At 73.3% G+C, this 17,731-nt stretch carries 13 protein-coding genes; 7 read left to right on the plus strand and 6 right to left on the minus strand.

All coding sequences use genetic code 11. From position 1 onward, the window contains the following. Window positions 1–9 precede the first annotated feature (9 nt). Genes ACZ7OY_RS38730 through sbnA form a run of 4 tightly spaced genes read left to right on the plus strand, consistent with a single transcriptional unit; the run spans window position 10 to window position 6,458 of the window. Window positions 10–3,264 carry a non-ribosomal peptide synthetase gene (locus ACZ7OY_RS38730; protein ID WP_472250268.1) on the plus strand — a complete coding sequence of 1,085 codons (3,255 nt, stop codon included), beginning with the start codon at window positions 10–12 and terminating at the stop codon, window positions 3,262–3,264. Between the two features lie 31 nt (window positions 3,265–3,295). Continuing rightward, window positions 3,296–4,300, plus strand: coding sequence for a TauD/TfdA family dioxygenase (locus ACZ7OY_RS38735; RefSeq protein WP_472250269.1), 1,005 nt, complete (start codon window positions 3,296–3,298; stop codon window positions 4,298–4,300). After that, window positions 4,297–5,376: a 2,3-diaminopropionate biosynthesis protein SbnB gene (gene sbnB, locus ACZ7OY_RS38740; protein ID WP_472250270.1), complete on the plus strand. Its 1,080-nt coding sequence runs from the start codon at window positions 4,297–4,299 to the stop codon at window positions 5,374–5,376. Before ACZ7OY_RS38735 ends, sbnB begins: the two co-directional genes overlap by 4 nt. 35 nt (window positions 5,377–5,411) lie before the next feature. After that, window positions 5,412–6,458, plus strand: a complete 1,047-nt coding sequence (gene sbnA, locus ACZ7OY_RS38745) for a 2,3-diaminopropionate biosynthesis protein SbnA (RefSeq protein WP_472250271.1) — start codon at window positions 5,412–5,414, stop codon at window positions 6,456–6,458. A 21-nt stretch (window positions 6,459–6,479) separates the two neighbouring features. Here sbnA and ACZ7OY_RS38750 read toward each other — a convergent pair whose 3' ends face one another. The 5 genes from ACZ7OY_RS38750 to ACZ7OY_RS38770 all read right to left on the minus strand — a co-directional run bounded on the left by ACZ7OY_RS38750 (window position 6,480) and on the right by ACZ7OY_RS38770 (window position 13,159). Then, on the minus strand, window positions 6,480–7,202 hold the full coding sequence (locus tag ACZ7OY_RS38750; RefSeq protein WP_472250272.1) for an FAD binding domain-containing protein: 723 nt from the start codon (window positions 7,200–7,202) through the stop codon (window positions 6,480–6,482). Between the two features lie 237 nt (window positions 7,203–7,439). Beyond that, window positions 7,440–9,506 carry a SpoIIE family protein phosphatase gene (locus ACZ7OY_RS38755; protein WP_472250273.1) on the minus strand — a complete coding sequence of 689 codons (2,067 nt, stop codon included), beginning with the start codon at window positions 9,504–9,506 and terminating at the stop codon, window positions 7,440–7,442. Window positions 9,507–9,710: 204 nt separating this feature from the next. Then, a complete protein-coding gene (locus ACZ7OY_RS38760) occupies window positions 9,711–10,955 on the minus strand; it encodes an aminotransferase class V-fold PLP-dependent enzyme (protein ID WP_472250274.1) in 1,245 nt (414 codons plus the stop codon). 236 nt (window positions 10,956–11,191) lie between these two features. Then, window positions 11,192–11,869: a histidine phosphatase family protein gene (locus ACZ7OY_RS38765; protein WP_472250275.1), complete on the minus strand. Its 678-nt coding sequence runs from the start codon at window positions 11,867–11,869 to the stop codon at window positions 11,192–11,194. A gap of 57 nt (window positions 11,870–11,926) precedes the next feature. Further along, entirely contained in the window at window positions 11,927–13,159 is a 1,233-nt protein-coding gene (locus ACZ7OY_RS38770; protein ID WP_472250276.1) for a DUF418 domain-containing protein, read from the minus strand. Window positions 13,160–13,370: 211 nt separating this feature from the next. Between ACZ7OY_RS38770 and ACZ7OY_RS38775 the strand changes: the two genes are divergently transcribed. From ACZ7OY_RS38775 to ACZ7OY_RS38785, 3 genes are read left to right on the plus strand one after another with little or no spacing between them, the layout of a single operon-like run. Then, entirely contained in the window at window positions 13,371–14,030 is a 660-nt protein-coding gene (locus ACZ7OY_RS38775; RefSeq protein ID WP_472250277.1) for a response regulator, read from the plus strand. A gap of 2 nt (window positions 14,031–14,032) precedes the next feature. Continuing rightward, on the plus strand, window positions 14,033–15,136 hold the full coding sequence (locus tag ACZ7OY_RS38780) for a sensor histidine kinase (RefSeq protein WP_472250278.1): 1,104 nt from the start codon (window positions 14,033–14,035) through the stop codon (window positions 15,134–15,136). 45 nt (window positions 15,137–15,181) lie between these two features. Continuing rightward, window positions 15,182–15,922, plus strand: coding sequence for a class I SAM-dependent DNA methyltransferase (locus tag ACZ7OY_RS38785; RefSeq protein WP_472250279.1), 741 nt, complete (start codon window positions 15,182–15,184; stop codon window positions 15,920–15,922). Window positions 15,923–15,973: 51 nt separating this feature from the next. Here ACZ7OY_RS38785 and ACZ7OY_RS38790 read toward each other — a convergent pair whose 3' ends face one another. Continuing rightward, entirely contained in the window at window positions 15,974–17,695 is a 1,722-nt protein-coding gene (locus tag ACZ7OY_RS38790) for an alpha/beta hydrolase (protein WP_472250280.1), read from the minus strand. Between the last annotated feature and the right edge of the window lie 36 nt (window positions 17,696–17,731).

Here is a 17,731-nt window from a genome sequence, read left to right on the forward strand (position 1 = left end):
GGCCACCCCATGGGAACGCACCTGGAGGCGGACCGCGAGTACTGGCGCCACACACTGGCCGCCGGCGGATGCACCGCGGTGCCACGGTGGGCCCCGGAACCGGCCGCCGGGGTCGCCGAGTACGTGGCGGCGGTGCCGGAGAGCGTCACGGACGCGGTACGGGAACTGGCCCGCGCCTGGCGGGTACCGGTGACCTCCCTGCTGCTGGCCGCGCACGCCAAGGTGCTGTCCGCCCTCTCCGGGGAGCAGGAGGTGGTGACCGGCTACGCCGCCGGGTCCGGCACCGGCCCGCTGCCGTGCCGGCTCAGCCTCGTCCCCGGTTCGTGGCGCGAGCTGGTGGCGGGCGTCCACCGCGCCGAGGCGGAACTGCTGGAGCACCGGGACTTTCCCGTGGACGAGCTGCGCCGGGAACTCGGGACGACGGAGCCGTCGTACGAGATCGTGTTCGACCCCACCGGGGCCGACCCCGGGCCGGCCGACGACGTGGTGCTCGGTGTGGGCTGGTGCGACCGGGACACCGGCCCGGTGCTGCGGGTGCGCCATCGCACCGACGCGCTGGACGCCGACTCCGCCGCCCGGATCGGGGGATACCACGTCACCGCGCTGCGGCTGATGACCACCGACCCGGACGCCGGACACGCCCGGCAGAGCCTGCTCCCGGCCGACGAGGTGCGCTACCAGCTCCAGGCGCTGGCCGGACCCAGCCGCGAACTGCCGGACGCGCGGGCCCACGAACTGTTCGAACAGCGGGCGCGCGCGCATCCGCAGGCGGTCGCGGCGGTGCACGGCGGACACTCCTGGACGTACGGGGAACTCAACGCCCGTGCGAACCGCCTCGCGCGGGCCCTTCGCACGCGCGGACTCGGCCGCGAGGCGGTCGTCGGCGTGGTCACCGAACGCCGGCTCGACTGGCTGGCCGCGGTGCTGGCCGTGTTCAAGGCCGGCTGCGTCTACCTGCCCATCGAGCCGCACTTCCCCGCGGGACGCGTCGAGGCGACCCTGTCGCGGTCGGGCTGCCGGCTCGTGCTGACCGAGACCGGGAGCACCGAGACCCTCGACCGGGCACTGGCGCAGCTGCCCGCGGTGGAGCGGCTGCTGATCGAGGCGGCGTACGCGGAACAGCACGACGGCACCGACCTCGGGGTCGAGGTCACGCCCGGCCAGCTCGCCTACATCTACTTCACCTCCGGCTCCACCGGCGAGCCGAAGGGGGCGATGTGCGAGCACGCGGGCATGCTCAACCACCTCTACGCCAAGATCGACGACCTCGGGATCGACCAGGACCGGGTGGTGGCGCAGACCGCCCCCCAGTGCTTCGACATCTCGTTGTGGCAACTGCTGTCGGCGCTGCTCGTCGGCGGCCGCACCCTGCTGGTCGAACAGGACGCCGTGGTGGACGTGGAGCGATACGTCGACACCCTCGTCCGCGGCCGGGTGGGCGTGGTGCAGATGGTGCCCTCCTACCTGGAGGTGGTGGTGACCTACCTGGAGCGGCACCCGCGCGAACTGCCCGACCTGACCTGTGTGTCGGTCACCGGCGAGGCCCTCAAACGGGAACTGGTCCAGCGCTGGTTCGCGGTCCGGCCCGGGATCCGGCTCGTCAACGCCTACGGACTGACCGAGACCTCGGACGACACCAACCACGAGGTCATGGACCGGGTGCCGGACCGGGTGCTGCTCGGATCCGCGGTCAACAACGTGCGGGTGCACGTCGTCGACGAACACCTGGCGCTGGTGCCGCTGGGCGCCCCCGGGCTGATCGCGTTCTCCGGGGTGTGCGTGGGCCGCGGATACGTCAACGACCCCGAACGCACCCGCGAGGCCTACCGGGACGACCCCTACCAGCCCGGCGGACGGCTCTACCTGGGCGGCGACTGGGGCCGCTGGCAGCCCGGCGGCAAACTGGAGTTCCTCGGCCGCCGCGACAACCAGGTCAAGATCCGCGGCTTCCGTATCGAGATCGGCGAGATCGAGAACACCCTGCTGCGGGTGCCCGGGGTACGCGACGGCGCGGTGGTGGTGTCCGAGCAGCCCGGCCGCGGCGCCCACCTGATCGCCTTCCACACCGGAGAGCCACTGCGCACGGAGGACCTGCGGACGGCCCTGAGCGCCGTCCTGCCCGCCTACATGGTCCCCTCCGCCTTCCACTGGCAGCAGAGCCTGCCCCTGACCGGCAACGGGAAGACCGACCGCAAGGCACTGACCGCGCTCGCCGACCAGGCCACGCGCGGCGAGGCCGCCGAGCAGCGGCGCAGCGCCCCACACACCCCGACCGAACGCAAACTGGCCGGAGTGTGGGCCGAGTTGCTGGCCGTACCCGAGCACCGCATCGGCCGGCACGACCACTTCTTCGAGTCCGGCGGCACCTCGCTGTCGGCCGTGCGGCTCACCCTGGCCCTGGACCGCGCGGTGTCCCTGAAGGAGATCACCCGCCATCCGGTGCTCGCCGACCTCGCCGCACTCCTCGACGGCGCGACCCGGGAACGACCCGGGCTGCTCCAACCCCTGTCGGAGCCGGCGGGCACCAGGGACCGCGCCCTGGTGTGCTTCCCCTACGCGGGCGGCAACGCGGTCAACTTCCAGCCGCTGGCCGGCGCCCTGGCGGGCCAGGGCCTCCCCGTCTACGCCGTCGAACTGCCCGGCCACGACCTGGCCTCCCGCAAGGAACCCTTCGCGCCCCTGGAAGAGATCGCGGAGCAGGCCGCCGCAGAGATCGCCGCACGCGGCCTCACCCGGGTCCTGCTCTGGGGCCACTCCTCCGGCGCCGCGCCGGCCGTCGAGACCGCGCGGAGACTGGCGGAGCGCGGCGTGAGCGTGGAACGCGTCTTCCTGGCCGCCCAGTTGCTCGGAACCTCCGGCGAAAGACGCTCGGCCGTCGACGCGTTGACGAAGCAGAGCAACGCCGAGATCGCCGCCAGGCTGAGCGCGGACGGCGGATACACCGAACTCGACGAACTCGACGCCCGGCACGCCGAGCACATCGGCGCCGCCTACCGGCACGACTGCGTGGCCGCGCACCACTACCTCGCCGACGCCCTCGACCACCCCCCGGCGGTACGGCTGTCCGCGCCGGTCACCGTCGTCGTCGCCGACGACGACCCGATCACGGCGGGGTCCGCCGAACGCCACCGCGACTGGCAGCTCCTGGCCGAACACGTGGACGTGTACCGGCTCCCCGACGGCGGTCACTACTTCCTGCGCACCCGTCCCGCCGCGGCGGCCCGGGCGGTACAGCGGGACCACCGATCACCGGCCTCCCGCTGAGCCGTCCGGCCGCCAACCGAAAGGAATCCAGATGTCGTCCTCCTCCCTGGCAGCACTGCCCGAAGTGGACCTGCGACCGGGCACGCCGCCGATCCTGCGGGTCGAGGCCCCCGCCGAGGCCACCCGGTGGGCGGCCGAGAACCGCGACACGCTGCGGGCCCGCGTCACCGAACACGGCGCACTGCTCGTGCGCGGCCTGGACCTGCGGGACGCCGAGCTGACCGGAGCCGTGTTCGCGGCCCTGGCCGGCGACCCGATGACGGAGCGCGAGGCCTTCGCCCCCCGCGAGGTCCGAGGCCCCGGCCTGTACTCCACCACCGCCTGGCCGGCCAACCAGCCGATGTGCATGCACCACGAGCTGAGCTACCGGCTGGAGATCCCCGGCCTGATGCTGTTCGCCTGCCTGCGCGCGCCCGGCCAGGGCGGCGCGACCGCGGTGGCGGACGCCGAACAGGTCCTCGAGGCGCTGCCGTCCGCGCTGCGGGAACGGTTCGAACGCGAGGGCTGGATGCTCACCCGCAGCTACAACGACGAGATCGGCGCCTCCCTGGAGGAGTCCTTCGGCACCGACGACCGTGCGGCCGTCGAGCACTACTGCCACGCCCAGGACATCGACTTCGCCTGGCAGCCCGACGGATCCCTGCGCACCCGGCAGCTGCGCAGCGCCGTGGTCACCCATCCGGTCACCGGCCGGCGCTGCTGGTTCAACCAGATCGCCTTCCTCAACGAGTGGACCCTCGCCCCCGAGGTGCGCGAATACCTGGTGGACGAGTACGGAGCGGACGGACTGCCGTTCAACACCCGCTTCGGCGACGGCTCCCCGATCGGCGAGGACATCGTCCAGCTCCTCAACGCCACCTACGACGACCACACCCGGCGCGAGCCCTGGCAGGCCGGTGACGTGCTGCTCGTCGACAACATCCGCACCGCGCACAGCCGAGAGGCCTTCACCGGAGAGCGCGAGGTGCTGGTCGGCATGGCCGAGCCGCAGCGTCTGGCCGACTGCACGCCCACCCCGGAGGCGAGTCAGCGATGACGGCGCTGCCCTCTCCCGCCACCCGGACCGCCCCCGCCGCGCCCGCATCGGCACCCGCCTTCGCGGTGATCTCCGGCGCCCAGGTGCAGCGCGCGCTCGCCGGGCGCGAACGGCAGATCGTGGAACTGGTCGAGGCCACCTACCGGCTGCACGGGGCCGGTGACACGGTCAACCCGCCGTCGTACTTCCTGCGCTTCCCCGACCGCCCCACCGCCCGGATCATCGCGCTGCCGGCGTCGCTGGGCGGGCCGCTGCGGGTGGACGGCCTGAAGTGGATCTCCAGCTTCCCCGGCAATGTGACCGAGGGACTGCCCAGGGCCTCCGCGGTCCTCGTCCTCAACGACCACGACACCGGCTATCCCTTCGCCGTCCTGGAGAGCTCCGTCATCAGCGCCACCAGAACCGCGGCGTCCGCGGCGCTGGCGGCCGACCGGCTCAGCCGCGGGCGGCCCCGCCCGGCCCGGATCGGATTCGTCGGCACCGGCCTGATCGCCCGCTACATCCACACCTTCCTGGCCGCCACCGGCTGGGAATTCGACACCGTCGGCGTCCACGACGTGTCCGCGGACAGCACCGCCGGATTCTGCGGCTACCTGCGGCAGGACGGCACCCCGGGGCGAACCGCACCGATCACGGTCCACGACAGCGCCGAGAAGCTGATCCGCTCCAGCGACCTGGTGGTGTTCGCCACGGTGGCCGGGGCACCCCATGTCACCGACCCGGCCTGGTTCGCGCACAACCCGCTGGTCCTGCATGTCTCGCTGCGCGACCTCGCCCCCGAGATCCTGCTCGCCTCGGCCAACATCGTCGACGACGTCGAACACTGCCTGAAGGCCGACACCTCCCCCCACCTGGCCGAACAGCTCACCGGCAGCCGTGACTTCCTGGACGGCACGCTCGACGACGTGATGTCCGGCCGGGTGACCCCGCCGGCCGACCGGCCGGTGATCTTCTCGCCCTTCGGGCTCGGTGTCCTCGATCTCGCCGTCGGCAAGTACGTGTACGACGAGGTGGCCCGGACGGGAGAGCTCCACGTCATCGACGACTTCTTCCACGACTTGCGCCGGTACGGCTGAAGGCACTTCCCCGGCTCTGGCATCTGGAGGTCACCGTGCCCGTCATCTCCGCTCCCTACGCCTTCAACGAAAGTCGGCTCTTCGTCGACCTCCGGTCGATCGTCGGGCATCCGCTCTACTTGAAGTGCGAGGGCTTCAACTTCGCGGGCTCCATCAAGTTGAAGGCCGCGAACGAGATGGTGACGGCCGCCGAGCGGGACGGGATCCTCACCCGGGACTCGATCCTGGTCGAGTCCTCGTCCGGGAACCTCGGCGTGGCCCTGAGCATGATCGCCGCGAGCAAGGGCTACCGGTTCCTGTGCGTGACCGACTCCCGCTGCAACCTCTCGACCCGGCTGCTGATGGAGGCGCTGGGCAGCGAGGTGCACGTGATAGCGGAGATGAACGCCGACACCGGCTTCCTCGGCGCGCGCCTCGACTACGTCCGTGAACTCTGCGCCTCCGACGACCGCTATGTGTGGCTCAGCCAGTACACCAATCCGGGCAACTGGCTGGCGCACTACCGGACGACGGCGCCGGAGATCGCCGACGAGTTCCCGCGCCTGGACGTGCTCTTCATCGGCGCGGGAACCACCGGGACACTGATGGGCTGCGCCCGCTACTTCCGGGAACACAGCCCCTCGGTCCGGATCGTCGCCGTGGACAGCGTGGGCTCGGTGGCCTTCGGCGGCGAGCCGGGGCGGCGGATGATCCCCGGCCTGGGCATGAGCATGCGGCCGCCGCTGCTCGACGAGTCGTTCGTCGACGAGGTGATCAAGGTCGAGGAGGCCGACACCATCCGTGCCTGCCACCGGCTGGCCAGGAGCGGCTTCCTGTTCGGCGGTTCCACCGGAACGGTCGTCAGCGGCGCCGTGGACTGGCTGAACCGGCACGACACCCGCGGCATCACCGCGGTGGCCGTCGCCCCGGATCTCGGTGAGCGCTACCTGGACACCATCTACCAGACCAACTGGCTCCAGGATCTCTACGGCGACCAGGTACTGGAGTCCGGACCGCGCACGACCGTCGTCTCCTCGGGCCCCCGCGGCCGCGCCGCCCCGCACGGCCGCGACCGGCGCGGCGGCGGTGCGGGGCGAGCCTGACGGCGGGCGGCCGCGGCGTTCTCAGCGCCCGGCCGCGCGGGCCAGGACATCGGTGACCTGCCGGTGCACCGCCTCCCGGGCGGCGGGACCCAGCGTGCCCACGGCGGTGCCGGACAGGGACTCCAGAGCCCGGTCGGCGTCGGTGTCGGCCGCCGTGCTCTCGCTGAGTACGTCGTAGCCGTCGCGTACGGCGACCCGCAGACGGCGCCCGCCCGCGCCGTCGGCGTGCACGGCCGCGGCGACGACGAGCGGCGGCGGTCCGCCCGCTTCACCGGACAGCTTGAGGTAGCCGCTGGCCAGCGGTTCACGCCAGCGCACGCTGAGCAGAGGGTGACGCTTCGCCACCACCTCGGCCAGGTCGGTCTCGTAGATGCTGTCCGGATCCAGCACCGTCGCCCGCGCGTCGAGCACGAGCGCGGCGGGCAGCAGACACCGCAGGGTACTGCCGACGAGGTTGCCGCCGACCGTGGCGGTACGGCGCACCGCGCCGGTCCCCACCGAGGCCGCCGCCAGGCGCATCGCGTCCGGTACGCGGTCGTCGATCCGGTTGAGCACCACGGCCGCGCCCAGCAGTTCGCGCTCCACGACACCGGCCTCGGGCACCTGACGCAGCGACATGGCCTGTTCGGGGAAGCCGTCCCGCTGCCAGGTGGCCCACACCAGGGTCGCCCCGCCGATCGGCACGGCTCCCTCGGCTATGCACTCCTGGGCCTCGGACACGGACGTGGGCAGACGCAACAGCACGGCAGCCGACCTGCTTTCCTGGGACGTTGGGGTCGGGGGCGAGACTCGGCCAGGTGATCACTGACTCTGCGTATCCTGCCCCTGCGAACGGGGGCGCATACAGGGCTCACGCATTTGTTCCGCGCGCCCGTCGCGTACGGCCGGGGCGGACACCGCCACGGCCCGGGGTCCCCGTACCGTCCCCCGCCATGTGCGGGAGGCGAACCGCTCCCGTGGCGCAGGCGTGGACGACATGCCTCAGTTCAGGGCCTGTTCGGTCCAGATGGTCTTCCCGGTCGGGGTGTGCCGGGTGCCCCAGCGGTTGGTGAGCTGGGCGACGAGGAGGAGACCGCGGCCGCCCTCGTCGAAGATCCTGGCCCGGCGCAGGTGCGGTGAGGTGGAACTGCCGTCGGACACCTCGCAGATGAGCGAGTCGTCGTGGATGAGACGCAGCTGCACGGGCGCCGAGCCGTAGCGGATCGCGTTGGTGACCAGCTCGCTGACGACGAGTTCGGTGACGAAGCCGACCTCGGTGAGCCCCCAGGCGTCCAGTTGCGCGAGGGTGTTCTTGCGCGCCGTGGTGACCTCGGAGAAGTCCGGTGCCAGGTCCCAGACGCGGACGTGGGTGGCGTCCAACGCCCGGGTGCGGGCCAGGACCAGGGCGATGTCGTCGGCGGGACGCTCCGGCAGCAGCGCGGCGAACGCGTCGTCGCAGGCGCCGTCCAGCGAGGTGTGCGGATCGGCCAGTATCCCGCCCAGCCGGGCGGTGCCGACGTCGGGGTCCTGGCCGGCCGCCTCGACCAGCCCGTCGGAGAAGAGGGCGACGAGCGTGCCCTCGGGCAGCTCCAGTTCGGTGGCCTCGAAGGGCAGCCCGCCCACACCCAGCACCGGTCCGGCGTTGACCTCGACCACGTTCGTGGTGCCGTCCGGCAGCACCAGCACGGGCGGCAGGTGGCCGGCGCTGGCCACCGACAGGGCCCGTGCGACCGGGTCGTAGACGGCGTAGAGACAGGTGGCGCCGACCTCGCTGCTCGGGGCGTGGCCGCACTCGCCGTCGCCGCCCAGCCGCAGGACCAGGTCGTCGAGGTGGGCCAGCAGTTCGTCCGGCGGCAGATCGACGTCGGCGAGGGTCTGCACGGCCGTACGCAGCCTGCCCATCGTCGCGGAGGCGTGGATGCCGTGCCCGGCCACGTCGCCGACCACCAGGGCCACCCGGGAGCCCGAGAGCGGGATGACGTCGAACCAGTCCCCGCCGATACCGGCCCGGGAGTCGCTCGGCAGATAGCGGAAGGCCACGTCCACCGCGGACTGCCTGGGGGGCCGGTGCGGCAGCAGGGTCTCCTGGAGGGTCAGCGCGGTGATGCGCTCACGGGAGTAACGGCGGGCGTTGTCGAGACAGACGGCGGCGCGGCTGGTGAGTTCCCGCGCCAGGGCGAAGTCGTCCTCGTCGAAGGGGTCCGGCCGGGTGCGGAAGAGGACGGCGACGCCGAGCGTGGTGTCGCGGGCGATCAGCGGCACCGCCATCAGCGAGGTGATGGCCAGCCCGCTGATGTTCCTCGCCTCGGACGGCATGCTCGCCATCCACCGCTCGAAGTCGGACTCGCCCCTGCGGCTGTGCACCGTCCGTCCCAGGTGCAGGGCCCTGGCGGGCGGCGAGTAGGCCGGGTAGGTGTCCACGGCCCCGGGACCGATGACCGCCTCGGGGCTGCCCTCGACGGTCGAGATGTGCGCGACCCGGTGCAGCACCACCGCCGCGTCAGGCGGACCGGTGGCCGGCTCCTCGCCCCGGAGGACCGGCGCCAGCAGGTCCACGCTCGCGAAGTCCGCGAACTGCGGCACGACCAGGGCGGCGAGTTCGCGCGCGGTGCGATCGAGGTCCAGGGTCGTCCCGATCGAGACGGCCGCCTCGTCGAGCACCGCCAGACGCTGCCGGGCCCGGTACTGCTCGCTGCTGTCGAACGCGGCCATCGCGACCGCGCAGATCTCTCCGGCCGGGTCGCGCACGGGCCACAGCTCGAGGCTCCAGGCGTGCCCGTGCACCTCGGAGGGGGCCCGGGTGTAGCCCTCGTAGTGACGCGGCTCCCCGGTCGCGGCCACGTCGCGCAGGGCGGCCACGGTGCCCCGCTGGTCCACGCCCGCGGGGACGCCGTCCGGGAACACCCGGCCGCGCAGGACGTCCTCCCCGATGCCCATCAGGTGGGCCGCCATGTCGTTGAGCCGCAGGCAACGCTGGTCGACGCCGAAGACCGAGAACGACAGCGACGCCTGCCGAAACGCCCACTCGACCAGCGGGCGCCCGTCGTCGCCCCCGCCCTGAGGCTCCATGCATTCAGCTTGCCTCCCCGCCTGTGGGCGAACAACTCGGCCCTGCCCGCGCGAGCGCCCCCGGGGACGGGCACCGGCGCCGGACACGCGGGTCCGGGCCCGGGCCCGCGGACCCGGGCACCGGCCGCGGACCCGGGCACCGGTCGCGGTCACGGTGCACGAGGGACCCGGCATGGCGGGTCACCGGCTCGCGACAGGGAGCTCTCAGGCGCGCGCCCGGCGGGCCTCGCGGCCCCAGTCCTCCAGGACCGGTACGCAGGTCTGCGCGAAGCGGTCGTAGTCGTCGGGCGTGTTGTAGACATGCGCGGACAGCCGCAGGTAGCCGACCCCGCCGAAGCTGGTGAAGGCGCACTCCACACCCAGTTCGACGGTGGCACGGTCGCGCAGCGCGTCGGCCGCAAGACGCGTGGTCCCCAGCCCCTCGGGAATCCGGACCAGCCGCATCCCCGGTACGGGCATGCCGACGTCGACGCTCTCCACCGCACCGCCCGCCGGGCCGCCGAACGCGGCACCGATCACGCGGGCCCCGTAGTCGGCCAGTTCGTCCATGTAACCGCGGGCGGTCTCCCAGCCCCAGGTGCGCCCGACGAACTCCGACGCCACCGGCGCCGCCAGGGGGCCGGTGGCGTCGAGCGTGCCCTGCTGGTCGAAACGGTTCGGGAACGGCTCGGCGGCGCTCCACGAGTCGATCAGCGGATGCAGGTGCTCGCGCAGTGGGCCGCGGGCCACGAGAGCGGCCGTGCCGCGGGGCGCGCAGCCCCACTTGTGGAGGTTGCCGACCCAGGCGTCGCCGCACTCCAGCCCCTCCAACGGGGCGGGCAGGAGCCCGGGGGCGTGTGCGCCGTCCACCAGCAGCGTGATGCCGTCGTGCCGGGCGACCTCGGCCGCGATCCGCTCGACCGGCAGCCTGCGGGCGGTGGCCGAGGTGATCTGGTCGAGGACCACGAGGGCGCACCGGTCGTCCACTTCGGACATCACCGCCCGGTACGCCTGGTCCGCGTCGGCCGCCAGCGGTACGTGCGCCGTGCGCACCCGGCCGCCCCAGCGACGGGCGAGGCGCTCGGCGCCCATGGTGACGGCGCCGTAGCCGTGGTCGGTGACGACGATGTCCTTGCCGGGGTGCGCGGCCAGGGCCGCGTACACGACGCTCGCCCCCGCGCTGGCGTTCGGCACGAGCGCCAGGTCCGCGGCGTCGACGCGGAGGTGCCCGGCGATCTCGGTGCGGGTGGCGGCGATCCGCTCGGTCAGGTCCCGGAACCAGACGACGGGGGCGCCCTCCATCTCGGCCCGAAGTTCGTTCTGCCGTCGCTGGGCGACCAAGGGGACGGCGCCGAAGGAGCCGTGGTTGAGGTGGAGCATGCCGGGGTCGAGCGACCAGGCCGCGGCGGCGGGTCGGCCGTCGTCCAGCGTCAGGGGTCGGGGCGCGGTGACGACCTGGGTCTCGCTCACGGAACTCCTCGTTGTTCGCGGCCTCGCCGGCCGTGGTGCGGATGTCCGGGAGCGCGGCCGCCCTTCGCCGGGCACGGCCGGACCGCCGGACCGCCCACACCATACCCAGCAGGCTCGCGGGCTGCGCCGTACGGTCTGCGGGTACGGCGCAGCCCACCGCCCCGGCCGATCCGCCTCTGCCGAACCGTTCCTGGCGCGTCGCACCTGCCGTGTCGTTCCAGGCGGCCGGGCGACGGTCAGGCGACGGGGCCGTAGGTGCCGCCCGTGTACTCCCGCCCGGCCGTCCGCCGGTCCGCCGGGCGGGCCGGGGCCGAGGACATCGGCTCGTCCGGGGCCGCCTGATGGACCTCGGACGCGCTTCCGTGGCCGTAGCGGACGTGCCAGCCGTCGCCGCGCAGGATCAGGGAGACGACGGCGGGCGGGCAGGGCAGGTCGAGATGGCGGAAGGCTCTCGCGGGGACCGAGAAGGCATGCACGAGCGCGCCCCGGACGACGGACGGTTCGACGATGGCCAGGGCCCGGTCGGTGTCGGACGGCAGAGCGTCCAGCCAGCGGGCGGTGCGCTCGCAGAGATCGCGGACCGACTCGCCGCCGTGCGGCGCGGCGTCCGGATCGGTGAGCCAGGCCGAGTAGCCGTGGGGGTCCTCGGCGACGACATCGGCCACCGTGCGGCCGTACCAGCGCCCGTAGTCGAAGTCCCGCAGGGCGGGTTCGGGCACGGTCTCCAGACCGAGGGCGCCGGCGGTCCGCGCGCAGCGCGCCGAAGGTCCCCGTACGGCCAGTGAGTAGGCCGGGAACCCCGGGTGCGGGGAGGCGGCGGTCCGCAGCGGGCCGCTCGCGAGGGAGAACGGGTCGCCGAAGACCCCGGTGGTCTCCTCGGCGGTCGCACTCAGAAACGTCAGACACGTCGTCATTCGTCTGACCTCCTCGACTTCCGTGCCACGTTGCATGGTCGGACGCTGCACCGTCGGCTATTGGATGAGCTGGGCGGGTGTGGTGGCGGTGTGCATGGCGTACTCCAGCGGGCCGCGCCGGAAGCGGCGGGTCCAGGCCAGGGCCAGGAGCATGGCCACGGTGACGAAGGCGACGAGGACCGCGGCGGACTCCGCGTCGGACATGTCGTCGCCGATGCCGAAGGCCTTGATGGCCACGATGTGGCCGACGTAGGCGGACAGGGACACGGAACCGAGCGCGATCACCGGGGCACCGAGCCGCCGTACCCGCGCGAGGCGGGCGGTGGCGAGCAGGCAGGCCGCGACGACCACCAGCGCGACCCCGGTGTTGCCCACGATGGACCCGGTCGTCTCGCTGTGCGGGGAGGCCACCAGCAGCCAGGCGGGCCTGCCGGGCAGCGGGGGCCCGCCGACGGCGTCGGACCACCAGGCGGATCCGGCCGGACCGCCGCCCACGGCGGCGCTCACCGCGGCCCGGGCGCCCGGCACCAGATGCAGGGCAAGCCACGACCCGCCGTATCCGGCCACCGCCAGGGCGACGCCGCAGGCCGCGGTCCCGGCCAGCGCGCGGGGCCGGGTGAGGTCGGTCTTGGCCAGGGCCATGCCCGCGACGATGAACGGGAACCAGGTCAGGACCGGGTAGTCACCCGTGACGAACAGACCGACGAACCCGTCCGTGCCGGTGACCCGGGCCAGGGGGTCGTGGGCGACGACGGTGTGGGACCAGCCCCCGCGCCAGGCGGCGGACCGCAGCAGGTACAGGGCCAGCGGCAGGACGATCGCGCCCGCCGCGGCGACGGCGGCCAGGGTGCGTGCCCGCAGCCGGTGGAACGGCAGGGCGAGGACGAACAGCAGCCCGTAATAGGACAGGATCACGTCGACCGGGGTGTCCAGGGCGGTCAGCGCGTATCCGAGGGCCATCAGTACGGCAGCGCGGATGAGCACACGGCCCATCGCCTGCCGTCCGGCCCGCCCGGTCCGGGACCGCGGCCGGCCCGTCAGCAGCACCAGGGTGAAGCCCGCCAGCACGGCGAAGAGGGCGGAGGAGCGGCCGCCCGCCACCTCCAGCAGCCAGCCGTCCGGCCCGCCCACCGACGGGTCGGGGCCCAGGTGCACGGCGAACATGCCGACGATCGCCAGACCGCGGGCCAGGTCGATTCCGATCAGCCGGCCCGTCGACGGCGAGACGGCCGATCCGGCGTCCGCCGGGGGCGCGCTCAACGCCACGGCCGACGGTGCGTCGTGTGTCATGTGTCCAAGGTTGCGTGCGCGCGGCGGGCGGCAGCCATCCGGCAGATGTCCGGACCGACCCCGCCGACTGGCTGGTCCCGCGGCGCCCGTCGGCCGGTCCGGACGGACCCCGGATCTCGGACCGGGGCCGGGATCCGGGGTCCGGTACCGGGCGGAGTGCCCGCCGACGTGGTACGAATCGGACAGTGGTCCGTCCGTGAGTGGAGCACGCGTGATCCGGGTACTGGTGGTCGACGACGAGGCTCTGATCCGCATGGGCTTCCAGCGGATCCTCGACACGGCCGACGACATCGAGGTCGTCGCGGCGGTGCCCGGCGCCCAGGCACTGCACACCGCGCGGGAGACCGCTCCCGACGTCGTCCTGCTGGACATCCGGATGCCGGACGTGGACGGCCTGACCGTCCTGGCAGAGCTCCGCAGGCTCCCCGACCCTCCGGTCGTGGCCATGCTCACGACGTTCGACATGGACGAGTACGTGGCGACGGCGCTGCGCTCGGGCGCCGCGGGCTTCCTGCTCAAGGACACCGACCCCGAGGAGCTGCCGTTCATGGTGCGCTCCCTGGCCGAGGGCGGCACCGTACTGTCGGCCAAGGTCACCCGGACCGTGGTGGCGGGCTTTCTGGACGCCGGTTCCCAGGAACGCTGCGTCGGCGGCCTCGACCGTCTCACCGACCGTGAGCGGGCGGTGCTCGTCCTCATCGCCGAAGGGCTGTCCAACGCCGACATCGCCACCCGGCTCTACCTGAGCACGGGCACCGTGAAGGACCATGTGAGCGCCATCCTCACCAAACTGCAGGTGGGCGGACGGGTCCAGGCGGCCCTGCTGGCCCAGCGGGCGGGCCTGCTGCGGGAGGACGGTGAACCCCTTTGAGGGTGCCGCGTCGACCGCCCCCGGTGCTGTTGGACGCCGTACCGGTCGGGGTCGCGCTGCTCGACGTCTGGGCGCACTGGGATCCCGAGGCCTGGGTGCGCATGGCCTGTGCCCTCGGCGCCGCCCTCGCCCTGATCCTGCGCCGCCGCCTGCCGCTGCTGACCTTCCTGCTCACCCTCCCGGCCGTCCTGCTCTCCGACGCGGTCATCGCCTCGCTGATCGCGCTGTACTCGCTCGCCTCGATCACCCGGCACCGCACGCTCCTGGGCGTCTGCGCCCTGCTGTTCACCCTGGGGGACGTGAGCTCGTGGCCCTCCCCGGGCCTGGATCTGACCCGGGGCACCACTTTGATCACCCTTGGTTACACCGGGGCGACGGCGGCCGCGCCGGTCTTCCTCGGCCAGCTCGTCCAGACCCGGCGCGACCTGTCGCTGCGGCTCGCCGAGATCTCCGAGGCCCGGGACCACGAGCAGTTGCTGACCGCCCAGGCGGTCCTGGCCAGGGAGCGCGCCCAGCTCGCCCGGGAGATGCACGACGTGGTCTCCCACCAGGTCAGTCTGATCGCGGTACGGGCCGGGGCGCTCCAGGTCGGCACCCAGGACGTGGAGGCCAAGGAGGCGGCCGGCACCATCCGGCGGCTCAGTGTCCAGACCCTCGACGAGCTGCGCCACATGGTCAGTGTCCTGCGCGCCTCCGGCGGGCGCCCCGCCGAACTGACCCCGCAGCCGTCCCTGGCCGACCTGGAGCAGCTGGTCGGCAGCAGCGGCATCGACGTGCGGTTGGCGACGGAGGTTCCCGGGGGGCTGCCGCCGGCCGTCCAGCGCGCGGTGTACCGCACCGTCCAGGAGGCGCTGACCAACACCCGCAAACACGCTCCCGGCGCCACCGCGACGGTGTGCGTCCGCCACGAGGGCAACACCGTCGAGGTCACCGTCGCCAACACCGCGCCCACCCGGGCCGCCCTGCCGCTGCCCAGCGCGCACTACGGGCTGGTCGGTCTGCAACAGCGGGCCGCCCTCCTCGGCGGCACGGTGACCGCCGGCCCTACGGCCGACGGCGGCTACGAGCTGCACCTGGAACTCCCGGCGAACGGGACCGGCCCGTAGGAAAAACGGGTGCGCCGCGCCCGGCGGCCGCAGTACGGTCGCGCGATGACCGATGACGACGGGTACTTCGGGGAACGTGTGGCCGCGGACTACGACACGTCGTCGGCGGCGATGTTCGAGCCGGCCCTCGTGGACGCGACCGTGGACGTCCTGGCGGAGCTGGCCGGGGCCGGCCGGGCGCTGGAACTGGGCATCGGGACGGGCCGCATCGCGCTGCCCCTGGCCCGCCGCGGAGTGCCGGTCCACGGCATCGACCTGTCGCGGGCCATGCTCGCGCGGCTGCGCGCGAAGCCGGGCGGGGACGCGATCGGCGTCACGGTCGGCGACTTCGCCACGGCGAAGGCGGAGGGGACGTACTCCGTCGTGTACCTGCTCTTCAATACGATCATGAACCTGACGACGCAGGACGAGCAGGTGGCCTGCTTCCGCAACGCCGCGGCCCACCTGGCACCCGGCGGTTGTTTCGTCGTCGAGGTGATGGTCCCCGAACTGCGCAAGCTGCCCGCCGGGCAGACCGTCGTGCCGTTCCACACGAGTGCGACCCGCTGGGCCTTCGACATCTACGACGTCGCCACGCAGGCGACGAGTTCGAACTACGTCGAAGTGGCCGACGGCCGGGGCGAGTACCGGTCGATCCCCTTCCGGTACGTCTGGCCCGCGGAACTCGACCTGATGGCCCGGCTCGCCGGACTGCGGCCGCGTGAGCGCTGGGAGGGCTGGACGCGGGAGCCGTTCACCAGCGACAGCGACCGGCATGTCTCGATCTGGGAGAAGCCGGTCGCCTGAGAGCTCCGGACTCCGAGCCTGCCGCTGTGGGGCCGGTCGAGGCGGGCGTGCTCAGCCGACGGCGCCGGCCAGCGCGCCTCCGCCGGTGTCCATACCGCCCCGCGGCTTGACGGCGGAGAGCGACGGGGTGGCCGTACCGTCCTGTGGTCGGCCGGTGGAAAGTGGCGGGGCGACCTTGCCGCCTTCCGGTCTGCCGGTGGCGAAGGGCGGGTTGTCCGATCGGCACGTCGTACCGGCCGGCGGGAGGATCCCGTCGACGAGATAGCGGCTCTCGTACTCCTTGGCGCAGGTGCTGGGGTTGAGCAGGACGGTGTGCCCGTACCCTTCCACGGTCAGCAGCCGGGCGTCGGCCAGCTGGGTGGCCATCGCCTGCGCGCCCCGGTACGGAGTGGCCGGGTCGTAGGTGTTGTTCACCAGCAGCAGGGGGTGCGCCGTGGGCATGTTCCAGGGGCCGGTGTAGCTGTCGGCGGCCCGGACGGGCCACTCGGCGCAGGCCTCCGAGGCCCAGGCCCAGAACTGTCCGGCTGCTCCCGCCCGGCGGGCGCCGAGTTCCGCCAGGGCCTGGTAGGCGGCCGGGTCGCGCGGATTGGGGCTGTCGGAGCAGAGCACCGCGGCGGCCTGCTCCACTCCCAGATAGGGCATCTTCGCCGGCTGCGGGAACAGCGGAGGCGAGGGTTGCAGCGCGCGGCCCTGCCACAGGTCCTCCAGCCGGGTGGCCGCCCAGGACCACGCGGGGTGGACCACGTACAGGTTGGTGAGCAGGTCGTCGATGGTCCTGCCGAACGTCCACCCACCCACCGGGTGCTCGGTCAGCCGCTTCGACAGCTGTGCGAACTTGTCGCGCGTCGCCGCCGGGCTGCCGGCCGAGAAGGCGCAGTCCGCGGGCGCGGCGGCACCGCACAGGCCGAGGAACCGGTCCAGGGTGGCGGCCGCGCCGATGTCCGTGCCCAGGCGCTGGAAGGTGGTGAGGCCGGTCCCGGTCCCGGTCTCGACCCCCGTGCCGGTCCCTTCGCCGAACCAGGCCCGAGGGTCGAAGTTGCCGTCGAGGACCATGGCGCGGACCCGGTCGGGGAAGAGGTTGGCGTAGGTGGCGCCGAGGAACGATCCGTAGGACGTGCCGAGGTAGGTGAGCCGGGCGTCGCCCACCGACCGCCGGAGCAGGTCGAGGTCCCGGGCGGTGTCGGTGGTCGACACATGGCGCAGGAGCTCCGGGTCGCGCTTCAGACAGCGCTGGGCCAGATCCCGGTACGCGGCCGTCCAGGCCGTCCGTTCCCGTGCGCCGACGGGGAAACCGGCCGGAACGCGGGCCTGCCAGGCCACGGAGGCCAGGTCGCTGTCGAAGCAGCGCACCGCCGTGCTCTCGCCGACGCCCCGGGGGTCCCAGCTGACGATGTCGAACCTCTCCCGCACCTCCTTCGGGAAGAACTCGTACCACTGCGGCATCTGCAGCGTGCCGGGGCCGCCGGGGCCGCCGGGATTGAGGAACAGGGTGCCGATACGTTGTCCGGGGCCGGTCGCCTTCCGTCTGACCACGGCCAGCCGGATCGAACGCTTGCCGGGTTCGCGGTAGTCGAGCGGTACCTTCGCGGTCGCACAGTCGAACGAGCTCGCCGATGCGCAGGGACGCCAGTCGAGCCGCGGGGCGGGCACCGGGGGCAGCGGCGGCGCGGCCGCGGCGACGTCCGGCCGGGTCACCGCCGTCAGGCAGACGAGCACCGCGGCAAGGGGTGCGGTGCGCCGGCGGCGGCCCGCCGCGGACCGGGGTATTCGCATGATCCGTCCTTCCGCCGGCAAGGCGTCGACAGGGGG

This window comes from Streptomyces sp. NPDC107559 (genome assembly GCF_055657365.1).

Coding starts and splice junctions, on each gene's coding strand:
- sbnB (WP_472250270.1), top strand. CDS start 4,297: ATGACGGCGCTGCCCTCTCCCGCCACCCGGACCGCCCCCGCCGCGCCC.
- ACZ7OY_RS38770 (WP_472250276.1), bottom strand. CDS start 13,159: ATGACACACGACGCACCGTCGGCCGTGGCGTTGAGCGCGCCCCCGGCG.
- ACZ7OY_RS38735 (WP_472250269.1), top strand. CDS start 3,296: ATGTCGTCCTCCTCCCTGGCAGCACTGCCCGAAGTGGACCTGCGACCG.
- ACZ7OY_RS38765 (WP_472250275.1), bottom strand. CDS start 11,869: ATGACGACGTGTCTGACGTTTCTGAGTGCGACCGCCGAGGAGACCACC.
- ACZ7OY_RS38790 (WP_472250280.1), bottom strand. CDS start 17,695: ATGCGAATACCCCGGTCCGCGGCGGGCCGCCGCCGGCGCACCGCACCC.
- ACZ7OY_RS38785 (WP_472250279.1), top strand. CDS start 15,182: ATGACCGATGACGACGGGTACTTCGGGGAACGTGTGGCCGCGGACTAC.
- ACZ7OY_RS38730 (WP_472250268.1), top strand. CDS start 10: ATGGGAACGCACCTGGAGGCGGACCGCGAGTACTGGCGCCACACACTG.
- ACZ7OY_RS38755 (WP_472250273.1), bottom strand. CDS start 9,506: ATGGAGCCTCAGGGCGGGGGCGACGACGGGCGCCCGCTGGTCGAGTGG.